Origin of the sequence: Sandarakinorhabdus glacialis, assembly GCF_014643455.1 — a bacterium.
GTDB lineage: Bacteria > Pseudomonadota > Alphaproteobacteria > Sphingomonadales > Sphingomonadaceae > Sandarakinorhabdus > Sandarakinorhabdus glacialis.
In genome coordinates this window covers 211,932-229,195 of the sequence record NZ_BMJM01000004.1, presented here as the reverse complement: position 1 = coordinate 229,195, position 17,264 = coordinate 211,932, and the positions used below count along the sequence as shown (strand labels likewise).

Here is a 17,264-nt window from a genome sequence, read left to right as displayed (position 1 = left end):
GCCGCGGTCAAGCCGTGATGCGGCGTATCGAAACCATGCTTTCGCGTTTCATATATCACATGGCATGTCTGATGTTCGTTGAATCACATTGCAGCTGGCGACCTCGCGCCCCATCGGCTATGCCATCCCGGTGTCCCAGCTTGATGTCCTTTCCAGCCGCAACACGCTCAGCGACAGCGAGACCGCGGCTGTCGCCAGCCTCGCCCACCACCGCGAAACCATGCTCGCCCAGGTCGAGGCCTGGTCCACAATCAACAGCGGCAGCCGCAACCTCCCCGGCCTCGTCGCCGTCGCCGACCAGCTCCTCGCCGCCTTCGCCCCCCTCGGCGGCACCGCCACCCTGCGCGATCCCGCCCCCGCAACCGCCATCGACACCGCCGGCACCGAACGCCCGCTCCTCCACGGCCAGAACCTCCACATCACCAAGCGCTCCCAAGCCCCCGTCCGCGTCCTGCTCACCGGCCACATGGACACCGTCTTCGCCGCCGACCACCCCTTCCAAACCAGCCAATGGCTGGGCGCAGACACCTTGAACGGTCCCGGCACCGCCGACATGAAGGGCGGTCTCGCCGTCATGCTCGCCGCGCTATCCGCGTTCGAAGCCTCGCCCTTCGCTCCCCTCCTCGGCTGGGAAATCGTCATCGTCAGCGACGAGGAAGTCTCCTCCCCCGGCTCCGCGCCGCTGCTCATCGAAGCCGCCAATCGCTGCCACCTCGGCCTCACCTACGAACCCGCCCTCCCCGACGGCACCCTCGCCGGCGCGCGCAAAGGCTCGGGCAATTTCTCCGCAATCGTCACCGGCCGCGCCGCCCACGCCGGCCGCGAGCCCGAAAAAGGCCGCAACGCCATTCTCGCCGCCGCCGACCTCGCCTTGCGCCTGAAAGCCCTCACCGCCGACGACCTCAGCGTCAATCCGGCAAAGATCGACGGCGGCGGCCCCAACAACATCGTCCCCGACAGTGCCGTGCTCCGCTGGAACATGCGCCCGTCGAACCCCGTCGCCCAGGCCCGCGCCGCCGCCGCCATCGACACGCTCGCCGCCGAAATAGCCGCCACCCACGACGTCGCCATCCACATCCACGGCAGCTTCGCCCGCCCGCCCAAACCCCTCGACGCCAACCAGCAACGCCTGTTCGATCTCGTCCGGACTTGCGGCGCCGCCATCGGCCTGCCCATCGCCTGGCGCGACACCGGCGGCGTCTGCGACGGCAACAACCTCGCCGCCACCGGCCTCGCGGTCGTCGACACCCTCGGCCCCCGCGGCGGCGCCATCCATTCCCCCCAGGAATTCCTCTGCGCTGATTCGCTCATCGAACGCGCGCAACTATCGGCCCTCATCCTCATGCGTGTCGCCCAATCCGGATGGGTCCGATGACCTGGCAAGTCCGCGCCGCGCGCACCGCCGACATCGATGCTTTGCTCGATCTCGCCAAACTCACCGGCGGCGGCTTCACCAACCTTCCCGCCGACCGCGACAGCCTCGCCGCGCGCCTCGCCAAGTCCGAAGCCAGCTTCGCCCGGCTCGAGGAAGCCCCCGACGACGAGCTCTACATCCTCATCCTCGAGCAAACCTCGACGCAACGGATCGCCGGCTGCGGCATGGTCTTCAGCCGCATCGGCGCGCGCTGGCCCTTCTACAGCTACAAGCTCGGCACCCTCAGCCAGAGCTCGCGCGAACTCGGCCGCACTTTCGCCATGCCGTATCTCAGCCTGGTTTCCGATCACGACGGCGCCAGCGAAGTCGGCGGCCTCTTCCTCCACCCGGATCTGCGCGCCGGCGGCCTCGGTCGCCTGCTCTCCCGCTCGCGCTATCTGTTCATCGCCGGCCACCGCGCCCGCTTCGGCAACAAGATGCTCGCCGAGCTCCGCGGCGTCCTCGACGACGACGGCAACTCGCCGTTCTGGGATGCGCTCGGCCGCAAGTTCTTCGGCATGACCTTCCCCGAGGCCGACAGCTTCAACGCCGTCCATGGCAGCCAGTTCATCGCCGACCTGATGCCGACCCAGCCGATCTACACGGCCTTGCTCCCCGACAGCGCCCGCGCCGTCATCGGCCAACCCCATGCCTGCGGCCGCGGCGCCCTTGCCATGCTCGAGGCGGAGGGCTTCACCTACGACAACTACGTCGATATCTTCGATGGCGGCCCCACCGTCACCGCGCGCACCGACCAGCTCCGCAGCGTCCGCGATTCGCGCGCGGCGACGGTCACCCGCCTCTGCGAAACCGGCCCGACCCCCGAGGGCCAGGAATTCGCCCCCGCCCTCATCGCCGCCGGCCAACTTACCGAATTCCGCGCCTGGATCGGCCACATCGCCCCCGGCACAGGCCCCGCCACCTGCACCCTCCCCACTCGCGAAGCCGAAACCATGGCCGTCACCATCGGCAACGAGATCCGCCATGTCAGCCTCTAACTTTTCGGTAGGGGTGCTTACTTCCCCCCTCCCTACTTCTAGGGAGGGGTCGGGGGCGGGTGCCTTCCTTCTTCCTTCTAATTCCCAAACCCCAATGAGACCGAACAATGCCCATCCTTGAATCCCAAAACCCCGCCACCGGCGAGACAATCTGGCAAGGCGCCCCCGGCGACGTCCCCGCCGCCGTCGCCCGCGCCCGCAAAGCCCTCCCCAACTGGGCGCTAGCCCCCCTCGACTCCCGCATCACCATCGCCCGCACCTACAAATCGATCGTCACCGAGCGCGCCGAAGCTTTCGCCAACCTCATCGCCCGCGAAACCGGCAAACCGCTCTGGGAAACCCGCACCGAAGTCGCCAGCACCGCCGCCAAGGTCGACATCTCGATCACCGCCCAAGCCGAACGCGCCGGCTCGCGCACCGGCGAAGTCGCCGGCGTCCGCCAGGTCCTCCGCCACAAGCCCCACGGCGTCCTCGCCGTCCTCGGGCCGTATAATTTCCCCGCCCATCTCCCCAACGGCCACATCGTCCCCGCCCTGCTCGCCGGCAACACCATCGTCTTCAAGCCCAGCGAGCTCACCCCCGCCGTCGCCGATTTCATGGCCGATTGCTGGACCGCCGCCGGCCTCCCGGACGGCGTCCTCAACATCGTCCACGGGGCAGGCGAAACCGGCCGCGCCCTCGCCGCCGCCGACATCGACGGCCTGCTATTCACCGGCTCCGCCACCGTCGGCCACGCCCTCTCGCGCCAGTTCGCCGAAACCCCGGGCAAGATCCTCGCCCTCGAAATGGGCGGCAACAATCCCCTCATCGTCTGGGACACCGACCCCCAGACCCTCGACGCCGTCGCCGCCATCATCGTCCAATCCGCCTACCTGTCGTCGGGCCAACGCTGCACCTGCGCCCGCCGCCTGATCGTCAAGGAAGGCGCCGCAGCCGCCCTTCTCGATCGCGTCACCGCCCTCATCGACCGCATCATCGTCGGCGTGCCCTTCGACGACCCCCAGCCCTTCATGGGCCCGGTCATCGCTAACCGCGCCGCCGACAACCTCGTCCTCGGCGCCGAGGCCCTGCTGTCGCGCGGCGCAAAAACCATCCGTCCGCTTACCCGCCGCGACCCCGACCGCCCCTTCCTCCTCCCCGCCCTCTTCGACGTAACCGGCGTCGCCGGCATCGCCGATTCCGAGCTTTTTGGGCCGATCCTGCAGCTAACCCGCGTCGCCGATTGGGACAGCGCCATCGCCGCCGCCAACAACACGCGATTCGGCCTCTCCGCCTCCCTCATCGGCGGCGACCAGGCGCTTTACGACAGTTTCTGGTCCGCCAGCCGCGCCGGCATCGTCAACTGGAACCGTCCCACCAACGGCGCCGCCTCGAACGCCCCCTTCGGCGGCATCGGCCTTAGCGGCAATCACCGCCCCAGCGCCTATTACGCCGCCGACTACACCGCCTGGCCCGTCGCCAGCCTCGAAGCCAACACCCTGGACGCAACGATCCCGACAGGCCTAACTCCCTAACTTCCTTCCCCCCTCCCTCCTTCTAGGGAGGGGTCGGGGGCGGGTCCCTTCCTTCCTTCTCTTCTAGCCCCGGACCAAGCCCCATGATCCGCGAAATCAACTTCGACGGCCTCATCGGCCCCACCCACAACTACGCCGCGCTCAGCTTCGGCAACCTCGCCAGCGCCTCGAACGCAAACGCCATCTCGCGCCCCCGCGACGCCGCCCTCCAGGGCCTCGCCAAAATGCGCTTCGCCCTCTCCCTCGGCCTCACCCAAGGCCTCCTCCTCCCCCTCGACCGCCCCGACACGCGCTGGCTCCGCCAACTCGGCTTCACCGGAACAGGTCCGCAAATCTGCGCCGCCGCCCACACCGCCGACCCGCGCCTGTTCGCCCACGCCTGTTCCGCCTCCTCGATGTGGACCGCCAACGCCGCCACGGTTTCCCCCGCCGCCGACACAGCCGACGACCGCACCCACATCTCCGTCGCCAACCTGTCGCGCATGACCCACCGCAGCCTCGAAGCCCCCGCCACCGAAGCCCAGCTGCGCATCGCCTTCGCCCACGACAGCTTCACCATCCACCCGGCCCTGCCCGCCACCTTCGGCGACGAAGGCGCAGCCAACCACATGCGCCTGACCCCCGCCCACGGCCGCCCCGGCCTGGAAATCTTCATCTACGGCGATGCCTCCGGCGCGCTTGGCGCCGCTTTCGAGCAACCCGGAAAATTCCCCGCCCGCCAAAACCGCCGCGCCAGCGAAGCCATCGCCCGCCGCCACCGCCTCGATCCCGCCCGCACGATCTTCGCCGCCCAAAGCCAGGCCGCCATCGACGCCGGTGCCTTTCACAACGACGTCGTCGCCGTCGCCAACGAGCACGTCATCTTCGCCCACGAACACGCCTTCGCCGACCCCGACCGCCTCAAGGCCGACATCGCCCGCCTGATGCCCGGCGCAATCTACATCGAAGTTCCCGCCGCCGAGGTCAGCCTCGCCAACGCCATCGGCTCCTATCTGTTCAATTCGCAGCTCGTCTCCGTGAACAGCCCCGAAATGGCCCTGATACTCCCCCGTGAATCGCAGCAAAACGCCCCCGTAAACGCTTACATCGACCGACTCCTTGCCCAGGACACCCCCATAGAGTCCGCCCATTTCGTCGAAGTGCGCGAATCCATGCGCAACGGCGGCGGCCCCGCCTGCCTCCGCCTCCGGATCGTCGCCGACCCCGCCACCATCGACCCCCGCTTTCTTCTCTCCGAAGCCCGCGCCGACGCCCTCGAAGCCCTGATCACCCGCCATTGGCCCCAGGAAATCGCCCCCGGCGACCTCGGCAACCCGCAACTCTGGGAACAAGCCTGGGCTTCCAGAAAGGCCCTCCTCACCCATCTGACCCTCCCTCTCTAACTCGCTCCCCCTTGCGGGGAGGGCGACTCGGCCCCAGCCGAGCGGGGTGGGGGTTCACGATCCCGCCTTCCCTTGACAAATAACACCATATAGGTTAGACATCACAGCCCCTTGCTTTAACCTCCTCAAACCGGCACCTTGCTCTCATAAACGCACCCAAATTCGCGTTACTTTGAACTTGTTGGGGTCAAGCAACTGAAATGATAAACCTACTTCAAAAAACCATGCTCACCGTTTTTCTTCTCGCGACAAGCGCCGCAAACGCCGCCCAAATGTGCCAGACCGAACCCGCCGACCCCGCATTTCCCGTCATCATGCCCCTCCGCGATCGTGCAGCTCTCGAGAATATCTGGCTTAAACAACGCCTTGATACGATCGTCCCGGCGCTGATGCGCGAAAACCAGATCGACATGTGGGTCATGGTCGCCCGCGAATATCTCGAGGACCCGGTCGTCGCCACCATGCTCGACGGCACCAGCTTCAGCGCCCGCCGCCGCACCATCCTGGTCTTCTACGATCCCGGCGCCGGCAAAGCTGTCGAACGCTTCACCGTCAGCCGCTACGGCCTGTCCGGCCTGTTCGACCCGGCGTGGAATCCCGAGGAGCAGCCCGACCAGTGGAAGGCCCTCGCCGACATCATAAAGGCGCGTAATCCCAAACGCATAGCCCTCAACGTCTCGGCCATGTCGGCCTTCTCTGATGGCCTCACTGCCAGCCAGCGCGAAGGCATCCTCACCGCGCTCCCCGCCGAATATCAGACGCGCATCGTCCCCGCCGACAAGCTCGCCATCGGGTGGCTCGAAACCCGCACCCCCGCCGAAATGGCGGTCTACCCCCAGATCGTCCGCACCGCCCACGCCATCATCGCCGAAGGCTTCTCGCCCAAGGTCATAACGCCGGGCAAGACGACCACCGCCGACGTCGTCTGGTGGTACCGCGAACGCATCGCCGGCCTCAAGCTCGCCACCTGGTTCCAACCCTCGGTCAGCATCTCCCGCGCCGGCACCAAAAGCACCCTCGACGGCGACACGGTCATCCAGCCCGGCGACATGCTCTGGACCGATTTCGGCATCAAGTATCTGAGATTGAACACCGATACCCAGCACATGGGCTATGTCCTCAAGCCCGGCGAAACCGACGCCCCCGCCGGTTTGAAGGCCGGGCTTGCGGCTGCCAACGGCGTCCAGGACGCCCTCACCTCATCCTACAAGGTCGGCGCCACCGGCAACCAGGTCCTCGCCGCCGCCCGCGCCAAGGCCATCGCCGCCGGCCTCGAACCAAGCATCTACAGCCACCCGCTCGGCTATCACGGCCACGCCGCCGGCACGCCCATCGGCATGTGGGACAACCAGGCCCCCCGCCTCGAAGGCGAATATGTCATGCGCCCCAACACCGCCTGGTCGATCGAACTCCAGGCCAGCCACAAGGTCCCCGAATGGAACAACCAGGAAGTCGGCTTCAAACTCGAGGAAGACGCCTTTTTCGACGGTAAATCAGTACAATACATCGACGGCCGCCAGACAAAATTCCACCTCATCGGCCGCCAAATGAACCCAACCACAAGCTGCGAATAACCCCGTCTTCTTGTCCTCCCCCTTAAGGGGGGAGGCGAGAGACGGCGCTTGCCGGCCCGGGTGGGGGTGTCCCCCCGCCGACGTAGCAGCCAACCCAACCCCACCCTGTCATGCCAGCGAAGGCTGGCATCCAGCCGTCGGGCAGGGGACGACAGGGCAGCAGAAGCAACGCAGCACGAGCAAATCGACGCTATCTGAAAGGCGGCTCATCAAACGCCCGCAGCTTCCGAGAATGCAACCCGGGCCCCGCATCCCGCAGCAACTTGACCGCCTCGATCCCGATATGCAGATGCTCCGAAATAGCACCTTCATAGAAGCGGTTGGCCTGCCCGGGCAGCTTGATCTCCCCATGCAGCGGCTTGTCCGAAACGCACAGCAGCGTCCCATACGGCACCCGAAACCGATACCCCTGCGCCGCCACCGTCGCCGATTCCATATCCACCGCCACCGCCCGCGACTGGTTGAACCGCAGCGCCGACCGCGAAAACCGCAGCTCCCAGTTCCGGTCGTCCGTCGTCACCACGGTCCCCGTCCGCAACCGCGGCTTCAACGCCTCGCCTGCCGCCCCGGTCACCGATTCCGCCGCCTGCTGGAGCGCCTTCTGCACCTCCGAAAGCGCCGGGATCGGGATCTCCGGCGGCAGCACATCGTCGAGCACATGGTCATCACGCAGATACGCATGCGCCAGCACATAATCGCCGATCGCCTGCGAGGGCCGCAGCCCGCCGCAATGCCCGATCATCAACCACGCCTCGGGCCGCAGCACCGCCAGGTGGTCGCAGATCGTCTTGGCATTCGCCGGCCCGACGCCGATGTTGACCAGCGTAATCCCTATCCGCCCCGGCGCCGTCAGGTGCCAGGCCGGCATCTGGTGCTTGCGCCACGCCACGTCCGCTGCCGCGCGCTCGGGCGAAGGATCCGCCGCAAAGATATCAAGCCCCCCCGGGCACGCCAGCCGCTCATAGCCGTTCTCGCCGAGTTGCCCGCAGCCCCAGCGAACGAATTCATCGACATAGCGATGATAGTTGGTCAGCAGGATATAGTGCTGGAAATCCTCCGGCGCCGTCCCGGTGTAATGCTTCAACCGCGCCAGCGAGAAATCCGTCCGCGGCCCATCGAACAGCGCCAGCGGCCGGTCGTCCGACAGTGCATCGTCCCACAGTCCATCGGCCAGTTCGTCGCCGATCTGCGCCAGCTCGGTCGTCGGGAACCACCGCGCCAGCTCCGACGCCGCCGCCGTATCGAGCCGCAGCCCCTCGGCACCATCGAGCACATAGGGATAAGGGATCTCGACTTCCGACCGGCCGGTCGTGATTTCAATGACATAATCGGCCTGCAGCAACTCGATCTGCTCGATCAGATAGGCCCGGTACAGCTCGGGCCGGGTGATCGTCGTCACATAATTGCCCGGCCGGTTGAGCCGGGCAAAGGCGCGGATCGGCCGCTTGTTGCCATCGCCGCCGGCAAACGACAGCCGCAATTCCGGGTAAGCCCAATCGCCGCGAACCCGCGCCGCAGCATCGGGAACCAGGCCGTCGTCGAGATAGGATTTGAGCGCGGCCCTCAACGCGGCGGTCGATTCGGCATGGATGAGGACCAGCTGGTCGACGAGTTCGGAAGCAGTGCGCTGTTCTGACATGGCAAGCCTATGCCCCAACCCGCGCCATCATGCCAGTCTTGGTCGTGCGGACCAAAACCGCTACCACCGCTCGATCACGCCATTGGACACCAGCCCATGCAGTTCGAACTGACCGAAGACCAGCGCGCCATCCAGGAAGCCGCACGCCGCTTCACCGCCGACCGCATCACGCCTTTCGCTGCCGAATGGGACGCCAACCACGTCTTCCCCCGCCCCACCATCAAGGCCGCCGCCGAGCTCGGCTTCGCCTCGATCTACGTCCGCGAGGAGTCAGGCGGCATCGGCCTCGGCCGCCTCGAGGCCGCGCTCATCATGGAAGCCATGGCCTATGGCTGCCCCTCGACCAGCGCCTTCATCTCGATCCACAACATGGCCGCCTGGATGATCGACGCATTCGGCGCCGAACCCGTCCGCGCCAAGTACCTGCCGTCGCTCGTCACCATGGACAGCATCGCCAGCTATTGCCTGACCGAACCCGGCTCCGGTAGCGACGCCGCCGCGCTCAAGACCCGTGCCGTGCGTGACGGCGACGACTATCTCGTCTCCGGTTCCAAGGCCTTCATCTCGGGCGGCGGCGTCAACGAAGTCTATGTTACCATGGTCCGCACCGGCGAGGACGGCCCCAAGGGCATCTCCTGCCTGGTCATCGAGCGCGACATGCCCGGCGTCAGCTTCGGCGCCCCCGAACGCAAGCTCGGCTGGCATTCACAGCCCACCGCCCAGGTCAATTTCGACAATGTCCGCGTCCCCGCCGAAAACCTCGTCGGCACCGAAGGGCAGGGGTTCAGCATCGCCATGGCCGGCCTCGACGGCGGCCGCCTCAACATAGGCGCCTGCAGCCTCGGCGGCGCCCAGCGCGCTCTCGACGAAGCCATCGCCTACACCCGCGAGCGCATGCAGTTCGGCAAGGCCATCGCCGATTTCCAGGCCACCCAGTTCAAGCTCGCCGACATGGACACCGAACTCAGCGCCGCCCGCGCGCTCCTCTACCAGGCCGCCGCAAAAGTCAGTGCCGGCGCCCCCGACAAGACGCGCTTTGCCGCCATGGCCAAGCGCTTCGCCACCGATACCGGCATGGCCGTCACCGACCGCGCCCTCCAGCTATTCGGCGGCTACGGCTACCTCATGGACTTCCCGATCGAACGCATCTTTCGCGACCTCCGCGTCCACCAGATCCTCGAAGGCACCAACGAAATCATGCGGGTGATCACCGCGCGCGAACTCCTCCGCAGCACCAATTGATCTTCCTTCCCCCCTCCCTTCTTCAAGGGAGGGGTCGGGGGAGGGTCCCTTGCTTGCTTCTGGCTAACTACCGCGTAACGGGCCGCCGCGGATCCTTGAACCCGAAATCCGCCTTCGACAGATCGGCATTATACCGCGCATCGCTGAGCAGCACCTGGCTCCGCCCGCCCTGCGCATCGCGCGCCGTCCACCCGGCCAGCGTCAGCCCGCCCGGCGCCGCCGCATTGCGCTTGAAGGCAATTTCCAGCGTCCCGAACTCGGGCCGCTTGGGATCACGCGCCTCGACCACCACGCCGGCCCCATCGCTGCCGATGATCCGCGCCACGCCCGACAAATCCGGCTCCGACGACAGCAAGATCCCCAGCGGCGTCGACTTCACCGGCCATTGGGACACCTGCTTCACGCCATAGTCGACAAAGGTAAGCGTCTTGCCATTGCCGACGATCAGCAGCTTGGCCTTGTCGTACTGAAACCGGATCCTGCCCGGCCGCGCCAGGATCATCCGCCCGGTGCTGACCTTGCCATCGGCGCCCGTCTGGGTAAAATCCGCCGACAGGCTGGTCGTGGCCTTCAGCGACGCCGACACGTCATCGAGCGTCGTCGCCCCCGCCTGAGAGGCCAGAAACGCCCCGGCCACGGCGAGGACATACGCAAACGACTGTTTGATCAACATCACAACCCTGTGCCGCACGACCGGTTACGGCGCAATGAACGACCTCAGGCCGCCACCGCCCCCAGGTAACCAAGCTGCGCCGCCTTGAAAATCGTCTGGCTGCGATTGACCGCGTCGAGCTTTTCGCCGGCGTTCTGGATATGGAAGCGCACCGTCGCATGGCTGCGCGACAGAATCAGGCTGATCTCCTTGTCAGTCTTGCCGATCGACGCCCAGCGCAGGCACTCGACTTCGCGCTTGGTCAACTGGCAATCACCCGGCAGCCATTGGCGAACCCGGTGCGCCTTGGTGTAGCCGGCAACGAACCGATACGAAAGGATCCCGAGCAGGTCGGCATGCGCTGCATATTCCGCCGACATCTCGTCGCGCCGCCGCTCGCGGCAATTGAAGGTAACGGTTCCGATCTGCCCGAACGGAAGGTGAATCGGCACGACGATGGCCGCCTTGGTCAGCGCCCGCTTCTCGAAATGGTCGAGGCTGATCTGCGCCAGATACGGGTTCGGCTGCCGTGCGTAAAAGCCATGCGCATTGACCCAGAACGGCTCCGATTCATACCGGCAGGCACGCGGGATCGGCGACGACAGCGCAAGCCGCGTATCGGCCCACCAGCGCTCGTCCTCGCCAACCCAGCCGAAGACTTCGGCGGCGAGGACATTGCCCTCGGCATCGAGCATCGTGTGTTTTGAGGCGATATTATCGCACACCGCAACACGGAGCCCCGCCAGTCGGTCGGCGATGGCCGCGAGCGCTTCGGCAGCGGGACGCACGTCTTCGAGTTCGTGGACGGAAACTGCAGCCAGGTCGGCAGATAGGGTCATCGCGACTCTCCCCAGTCAAAAATCCCGGCATCGCCTCTGGTGGGCGTCGCAGCATCGAATTGATGAGACCGAGGATGGTTTCACAATTGACGCCGGGCAGGTTCCTTGGCGGATCCTATTTGCGCAGGTCGATGGTACCCTAGTATTTGTGATGAGATCGGGCAATGGCGTCCATACCGGTCCGTCGCACGATGAACCGACGGGTCGGCACCCAGCCATGGCCTGCGTTGATGCGTCCCTGGCGATAACCTGTTGATCGAAGGCGTGTGGCGTTGAAGCCCGCGGCGTCTGCCGGGGCAGGTTTTGCCATCGCAGTCCGCCTGCAGTACAGCCAAGAGCCGTTGATTTCCGTTGCCAGAACACAGCATGCCGCAGTTCAAGACCGTGAAACGGACGCCACTGATCGATTCGAGGGCTGGATTCGGCCGCCGTTCCGGGATCGCCGTGCCGACGGCCGCGAATCGGGGCGAATGAGGCGCAGTCCGCCCGCCCGCGACATCGCGCGCGTTGACGGACCTCGTGCCGCCTCGGAAACCGGCGCATGACAATCCTCGTCCCGCTTCTCGGCGATCAGCTGAGCCACAGCCTCGCGTCGCTGCAATCGGTTCTCCGTAGCGGCACCGTAATCCTGATCATGGAAGTCACCGCCGAGGCGACCTACGTCCGCCACCACCAGAAAAAGATCGCCTTCCTGTTCTCGGCAATGCGCCACTTCGCCGATGAACTCTGTGCCAATGGCTGGACCGTCGATTACATCCGGCTCGACGATTCCGCCAACACCCACAACTTCAGCACCGAAGTCGCGCGCGCCGCTATACGCCACAAGGCCAGTCGCATCGTCACTACCGAGGCCGGCGAATGGCGCGTCATCGACGCCCAGGCCGATTGGACCAACCTCACCGGCCTGCCCTGCACCATCCTCCCCGACGACCGCTTCCTGACCTCGCGCGCCGAATTCGCCGGCTGGGCCGAACGCCGCAAGCGCGTCGTCATGGAGGATTTCTACCGCGGCATGCGCCAGCAGACCGGCCTGTTGATGACGAACGGCGGCCCCGACGGCGGCAGCTGGAACTTCGACGCCGAAAACCGCAAGACGCCCGGCAAGACGCAGGTCTATCCGCCGCTCCCGACCTACGAACCCGACGCCATTACCCAAGACGTGCTCACCCTCGTCGCCGACCGCTTCGGCGACCATTTCGGCGATCTCCTGCCTTTCGCCCACGCCGTCACCCGCGCCCAGGCGCTCGAATGCCTCGCCGATTTCATCGACTATCGCCTGTCCAACTTCGGCGACTTCCAGGACGCCATGATCCGCGGCGAGGACCATCTCTTCCACAGCGAACTCTCGTCGCTGATCAACTGTGGCCTGCTGCTGCCGATGGAAGTCTGCCGTGCCGCCGAGACCGCCTATCGCGCCGGCGACGTGCCGATCAACGCCGCCGAAGGCTTCATCCGCCAGATCCTCGGCTGGCGCGAATATGTCCGCGGCATCCACTGGATCGCCGGCCGCGACTACACGCAGCGCAACCACCTCAGCGCCGTCCGCGATCTCCCCGATTTCTACTGGACCGGCGACACCGACATGAACTGCATGCAGCAGTCGATCGGCGCCACCAAGCGCAATGCCCATGCACATCATATCCAGCGCCTGATGGTCCTCGGCAACTTCGCGATGCTCATCGGCGCCGACCCGGCGCAGGTCCATGAATGGTATCTGGTCGTTTACGACGACGCCTATGAATGGGTCGAAGCCCCCAACGTGATCGGCATGAGCCAGTTCGCCGACGGTGGCCTGATGGGCTCGAAACCCTATGCCGGCGGCGGCGCCTACATCAACCGCATGTCCGATTATTGCCAACCCTGCGCCTACAATGTCAAGCAGCGCACCGGGCCGGGCGCCTGCCCATTCAACAGTCTGTATTGGGATTTCCTCGCTCGCCACCGCGACAAGCTCAAGGGCAACCAGCGGCTTTGGCGCATGTATAACGGCTGGGACCGCTTCGACCCCGGCGAACAGGTCGCCATCCGAAGCCAGGCCGCCGCATTCATGGCCAGCCTGCCCGGTGGCGCACGCGGCTGGGCCGTTGCCGACCAGCCCGCAGACAGTCAGGCTGTTGCCGGCTGAAGCGAGCCGCTACACCTGCCGCAATGCCCGCCGTCACCCGCCTCGCGCTGACCGATTTTCGTTCGCATGCCGCGCTGGCGATCGACGCCGGCCCAGGCGCCATCGTCATCACCGGCGAAAACGGCGCCGGCAAGACCAACATCCTCGACGCAATCTCGCTGCTGGGTCCCGGTCGCGGCCTGCGCGGTGTCGCCCTCTCCGACGCGGCGCGCAGCAGCGGCCCCGGCGGCTGGACCGTCGCCGCCACCCTCGATGCCGCCGGCGGCCCCGTCGAAATTGGCACCGGCACCGTCGCCGCCGCCCCCGAGCGCCGCCAGGTCCGCATCAACGGCGCCACCTCGACCGCAGCAACGCTTGGCGACTGGCTGGCGCTGGTCTGGCTTACCCCCGCGATGGACCGCATCTTCGCCGACACACCGGCGGCGCGGCGGCGCTTCCTCGACCGGCTGGTGCTCGCCCTCCACCCCGGCCACGCCCGCGAATCGATCCGCTACGACGCCGCGATGCGCGCCCGCACCCGCTTGCTGACCGGCGAGGCGCCCGCCGATCCGCACTGGCTCACCGCGCTCGAAACCGCCATGGCCGAGCACGGCGCCGCCATCGCCGACGCCCGCGCCGAAACCGTCGACGCGCTCGCCGACCGCCTCGCCGTCGAAAGCGACACCGTCTTCGCCCGCCCGCTGATTGCCCTCGGCGGCGGCGACTCCGCCGATCTCGCCGCCGCTCTCGCCCGTAGCCGCAGCGCCGACGCCGCTGCCGGCCGTGCCCTCATCGGCCCGCACCGCAGCGACCTGCTCGTCACCCACGCCGGCAAGGGCGAAGCCGCCGCCCGCGGTTCGACCGGCGAGCAAAAGGCGCTGCTGATCGCCATAGTCCTCGCCCATGCCGAACTCGTCGCGCAGCGCACTGGCCAGCCGCCGCTTCTGCTGCTCGACGAGATCGCCGCCCACCTCGATTTTCGGCGCCGCGCCGCGCTTTTTAGTCGCCTTGCCGCCACCGGCTCGCAAGTCTGGATGACCGGCACCGACGCTGCGCTCTTCACCGACGTCGGCCCCGACGCTACGCGCCTGCGCATCGAATCCGCGCCTTCCGACTGACCGGAACCCACGCACCACGCCGCTCGTTCCATAACCGAAGGAGCAAGCCCTATGCCCGATCCCAAGAACGATGATGGCCCCGACCTCGCGGGCAACCCCGCCGCAGGCAATCCGGACAGTATCAAATCCGAAGACATTCCGTCCGTTCCCGAGGACGAGACCGACGAAGACTACACCGTCGATCGTGACGACGACGATAACGACGATGATCACGATGACGGCGTGACCAGGCCGCCCCTAACGCCCCCCGCACCCGACTGATCCAGCGGCCGCACCGCGATCTGTAACAAGCTCTCGCGTGCGTGCGCGCGAGAGTCTATAGCCTGTCCTGCATGCTGCGCGCCGACCCTGCCGCAGCGAGAGGACCATATCTTGAGCGACGAAACCAACCAGGCGCCAGGTGATTACGACGCCGATTCGATCAAGGTGCTGCGCGGCCTCGACGCTGTTCGGAAGCGTCCCGGCATGTATATCGGCGACACCGACGACGGCTCGGGCCTACACCACATGGTCTTCGAAGTCAGCGACAACGCCATCGACGAATCGCTCGCCGGCTATTGCGACCTGATCAACATCGTCCTCAACCCCGACGGCTCGGTCAGCGTCACGGACAATGGCCGCGGCATTCCCACCGGAATCCACACCGAGGAAGGCGTTTCCGCTGCCGAGGTCATCATGACCCAGCTCCACGCCGGCGGTAAGTTCGAAAACTCCGACGCCAATGCCTACAAGGTCTCGGGCGGCCTCCACGGCGTCGGCGTCTCGGTCGTCAACGCCCTCAGCGAATGGCTCGAACTGACCATCTGGCGCGACGGCCAGGAGCATTGGATGCGCTTTCGCAACGGCGACGCCGAAGCCCCGCTGAAAATCACCGGACCCGCCCCTGAGGGCAAGCGCGGCACCATGGTCACCTTTCTGCCAAGCCCCGCCACCTTCAAGATCATCGAATTCGACTTCGCCAAGCTCGAGCACCGCTTCCGCGAACTCGCTTTCCTCAACTCGGGCGTCCGCCTCCACCTGACCGACGGCCGGCATGCCGAGGGCCAGACCGTCGAGCTCTATTACGAAGGCGGCATCGCCGCGTTCGTCCAGTATCTCGACAAGTCGAAAACTCCGCTGATCGCCGCACCGGTGGCGATCCACGGCGAAAGCGGCGACATCAGCATCGATGTCGCGCTCGAATGGAACGACAGCTATTATGAAAACGTCCTGGCATTCACCAACAACATCCCGCAGCGCGACGGCGGTACCCACATGGCAGCCTTCCGCGCCGCGCTGACCCGCACCCTCAACAATTATGCCGAAAGCAGCGGTGTCCTGAAGAAGGAAAAGGTCACGCTGACCGGCGACGACATGCGCGAGGGCCTGACCGCCATCGTCTCGGTCAAGCTGCCCGATCCCAAATTCTCGTCGCAGACCAAGGACAAGCTGGTCTCGTCCGAAGTCCGCCAGCCGCTCGAGGCGCTGATCGCCGATCGGCTGGCGATCTGGCTCGAGGAAAACCCCCAGCACGCCCGCACCATCATGTCGAAGATCATCGACGCCGCCGCCGCCCGCGAAGCCGCCAAGAAAGCCCGCGACCTGACCCGCCGCAAGGGCGCGCTCGACATCGCCAGCCTGCCCGGCAAGCTGGCGGACTGCCAGGAGCGCGACCCGGCCAAGTCCGAATTATTTCTCGTCGAAGGCGATTCCGCCGGCGGCAGCGCCAAGCAGGGCCGCAACCGGCAGTTCCAGGCCATCCTGCCCCTGCGCGGCAAGATCCTCAACGTCGAGCGCGCCCGTTTCGACCGGATGCTGTCGAGCCGCGAAATCGGCACCATGATCCAGGCGCTCGGCACCGGCATCGGCCGCGACGAATTCAAGCTGGAAAAGCTGCGCTATCACAAGATCGTCATCATGACCGACGCCGATGTCGATGGCGCGCACATCCGCACGCTACTGCTGACCTTCTTCTACCGCCAGATGCCCGAGCTCATTAAAAACGGCCATCTCTTCATCGCCCAGCCGCCGCTCTACAAGGTCGCCCGCGGCCGTTCCGAAGTCTATCTCAAGGACAATCCGGCGCTCGAGGATTACCTCATCGACGCCGGCCTCGGCGGCCTTGTCCTGCAGACGCCCTCGGGCCCGCGCTCCGACAGCGACCTGCGCTCGGTCGTCGACCACGCCCGCAAGCTGCGCGCGCTGATGGACTATGTGCCCAAACGCTACCCGGCGCACGTCATCGAGGCACTTGCCCTAAACGGCGGCCTCGAGACCAACATCTCGGCCGCAGCCGCCAAAGCCGCAGCGACCGCAACCGCAAAATGGCTCACCACCGCCGACACCGACCGCGCGGTCTGGGAAGCCGAGCCCGGCATCGAAGGCGGCTATGTCCTGCGCCGCGACTGGCGCGGCGTCGCCGACCATCACATCGTCGATGCAGGGTTCCTCGCCTCCCCCGAGGCACCCCGCCTCCACACGCTGGCGATGCAGGAAGCCGACAGCTACATCGGCTCGGCCATGCTCGGCGACCGCCGCATTACCCGCCCCTCGGACCTGCTCACTGCGATCCTCGATTCAGGCCGCAAGGGCCTCAGCGTCCAACGCTACAAGGGCCTCGGCGAAATGAACGCCGAACAGCTGTGGGAAACCACCCTCGATCCCGCCGCCCGCACCCTCCTCCGCGTCGACGCCGACGAGGCCGACCTTGCCGACGACATCTTCACCAAGCTCATGGGCGACGTCGTCGAACCCCGCCGCGCCTTCATCCAGGACAACGCCCTCAACGTCGCCAACCTCGACGTCTGAG

13 protein-coding genes are annotated in these 17,264 nt (G+C 66.4%); 10 read left to right on the top strand and 3 right to left on the bottom strand.

The window, feature by feature from the left end; all coding sequences use genetic code 11:
- Positions 1-130: 130 nt before the first annotated feature.
- The 5 genes from IEW98_RS07690 to IEW98_RS07670 all read left to right on the top strand — a co-directional run bounded on the left by IEW98_RS07690 (position 131) and on the right by IEW98_RS07670 (position 6,882).
- Positions 131-1,375 (top strand): hydrolase, encoded by a 1,245-nt coding sequence (locus IEW98_RS07690; protein ID WP_188762344.1) that lies wholly within the window; start codon positions 131-133, stop codon positions 1,373-1,375.
- Positions 1,372-2,412: an arginine N-succinyltransferase gene (locus tag IEW98_RS07685; protein ID WP_188762343.1), complete on the top strand. Its 1,041-nt coding sequence runs from the start codon at positions 1,372-1,374 to the stop codon at positions 2,410-2,412. The genes IEW98_RS07690 and IEW98_RS07685 overlap by 4 nt, the downstream gene beginning before the upstream one ends.
- 107 nt (positions 2,413-2,519) lie before the next feature.
- Entirely contained in the window at positions 2,520-3,926 is a 1,407-nt protein-coding gene (gene astD, locus IEW98_RS07680) for a succinylglutamate-semialdehyde dehydrogenase (protein WP_188762342.1), read from the top strand.
- Between the two features lie 83 nt (positions 3,927-4,009).
- On the top strand, positions 4,010-5,308 hold the full coding sequence (locus IEW98_RS07675) for an N-succinylarginine dihydrolase (protein ID WP_188762341.1): 1,299 nt from the start codon (positions 4,010-4,012) through the stop codon (positions 5,306-5,308).
- Positions 5,309-5,580: 272 nt separating this feature from the next.
- Positions 5,581-6,882: a M24 family metallopeptidase gene (locus tag IEW98_RS07670; RefSeq protein ID WP_188762340.1), complete on the top strand. Its 1,302-nt coding sequence runs from the start codon at positions 5,581-5,583 to the stop codon at positions 6,880-6,882.
- A 190-nt stretch (positions 6,883-7,072) separates the two neighbouring features.
- On the opposite strand, the gene IEW98_RS07665 is transcribed toward IEW98_RS07670, so the two are convergent.
- Positions 7,073-8,521 carry an AMP nucleosidase gene (locus tag IEW98_RS07665; RefSeq protein ID WP_188762339.1) on the bottom strand — a complete coding sequence of 483 codons (1,449 nt, stop codon included), beginning with the start codon at positions 8,519-8,521 and terminating at the stop codon, positions 7,073-7,075.
- 96 nt (positions 8,522-8,617) lie between these two features.
- On the opposite strand from IEW98_RS07665, the gene IEW98_RS07660 reads away from it, so the two are divergent.
- Positions 8,618-9,763, top strand: coding sequence for an acyl-CoA dehydrogenase family protein (locus IEW98_RS07660; protein ID WP_188762338.1), 1,146 nt, complete (start codon positions 8,618-8,620; stop codon positions 9,761-9,763).
- 67 nt (positions 9,764-9,830) lie between these two features.
- Here the strand turns inward: IEW98_RS07660 and IEW98_RS07655 are convergent, their stop codons facing one another.
- Together IEW98_RS07655 and IEW98_RS07650 are read right to left on the bottom strand one after the other, a co-directional pair.
- Positions 9,831-10,436: a LolA family protein gene (locus IEW98_RS07655; protein ID WP_188762337.1), complete on the bottom strand. Its 606-nt coding sequence runs from the start codon at positions 10,434-10,436 to the stop codon at positions 9,831-9,833.
- A 44-nt stretch (positions 10,437-10,480) separates the two neighbouring features.
- The gene (locus tag IEW98_RS07650) at positions 10,481-11,254 is read right to left on the bottom strand and encodes a helix-turn-helix transcriptional regulator (protein WP_188762336.1); all 774 of its coding nucleotides are present in this window, start codon (positions 11,252-11,254) and stop codon (positions 10,481-10,483) included.
- Between the two features lie 541 nt (positions 11,255-11,795).
- Here IEW98_RS07650 and IEW98_RS07645 point away from each other — a divergent pair.
- From IEW98_RS07645 to gyrB, 4 genes are all read left to right on the top strand, one after another.
- Positions 11,796-13,379: a cryptochrome/photolyase family protein gene (locus IEW98_RS07645; RefSeq protein ID WP_188762335.1), complete on the top strand. Its 1,584-nt coding sequence runs from the start codon at positions 11,796-11,798 to the stop codon at positions 13,377-13,379.
- A gap of 23 nt (positions 13,380-13,402) precedes the next feature.
- Positions 13,403-14,476, top strand: a complete 1,074-nt coding sequence (recF, locus tag IEW98_RS07640) for a DNA replication/repair protein RecF (RefSeq protein WP_188762334.1) — start codon at positions 13,403-13,405, stop codon at positions 14,474-14,476.
- 51 nt (positions 14,477-14,527) lie between these two features.
- Positions 14,528-14,737 (top strand): hypothetical protein, encoded by a 210-nt coding sequence (locus tag IEW98_RS07635; RefSeq protein ID WP_188762333.1) that lies wholly within the window; start codon positions 14,528-14,530, stop codon positions 14,735-14,737.
- Positions 14,738-14,848: 111 nt separating this feature from the next.
- Positions 14,849-17,263: a DNA topoisomerase (ATP-hydrolyzing) subunit B gene (gene gyrB / locus IEW98_RS07630; protein ID WP_188762332.1), complete on the top strand. Its 2,415-nt coding sequence runs from the start codon at positions 14,849-14,851 to the stop codon at positions 17,261-17,263.
- Position 17,264 lies beyond the last annotated feature (1 nt).

Bases quoted from the DNA above. Each gene is read 5' to 3' on its own strand.
- IEW98_RS07650 (WP_188762336.1), bottom strand. From the start codon at position 11,254: ATGACCCTATCTGCCGACCTGGCTGCAGTTTCCGTCCACGAACTCGAA.
- IEW98_RS07665 (WP_188762339.1), bottom strand. From the start codon at position 8,521: ATGTCAGAACAGCGCACTGCTTCCGAACTCGTCGACCAGCTGGTCCTC.
- IEW98_RS07685 (WP_188762343.1), top strand. From the start codon at position 1,372: ATGACCTGGCAAGTCCGCGCCGCGCGCACCGCCGACATCGATGCTTTG.
- astD (WP_188762342.1), top strand. From the start codon at position 2,520: ATGCCCATCCTTGAATCCCAAAACCCCGCCACCGGCGAGACAATCTGG.
- IEW98_RS07670 (WP_188762340.1), top strand. From the start codon at position 5,581: ATGTGCCAGACCGAACCCGCCGACCCCGCATTTCCCGTCATCATGCCC.
- IEW98_RS07660 (WP_188762338.1), top strand. From the start codon at position 8,618: ATGCAGTTCGAACTGACCGAAGACCAGCGCGCCATCCAGGAAGCCGCA.
- IEW98_RS07645 (WP_188762335.1), top strand. From the start codon at position 11,796: ATGACAATCCTCGTCCCGCTTCTCGGCGATCAGCTGAGCCACAGCCTC.
- IEW98_RS07655 (WP_188762337.1), bottom strand. From the start codon at position 10,436: ATGTTGATCAAACAGTCGTTTGCGTATGTCCTCGCCGTGGCCGGGGCG.
- IEW98_RS07635 (WP_188762333.1), top strand. From the start codon at position 14,528: ATGCCCGATCCCAAGAACGATGATGGCCCCGACCTCGCGGGCAACCCC.
- recF (WP_188762334.1), top strand. From the start codon at position 13,403: ATGCCCGCCGTCACCCGCCTCGCGCTGACCGATTTTCGTTCGCATGCC.
- IEW98_RS07675 (WP_188762341.1), top strand. From the start codon at position 4,010: ATGATCCGCGAAATCAACTTCGACGGCCTCATCGGCCCCACCCACAAC.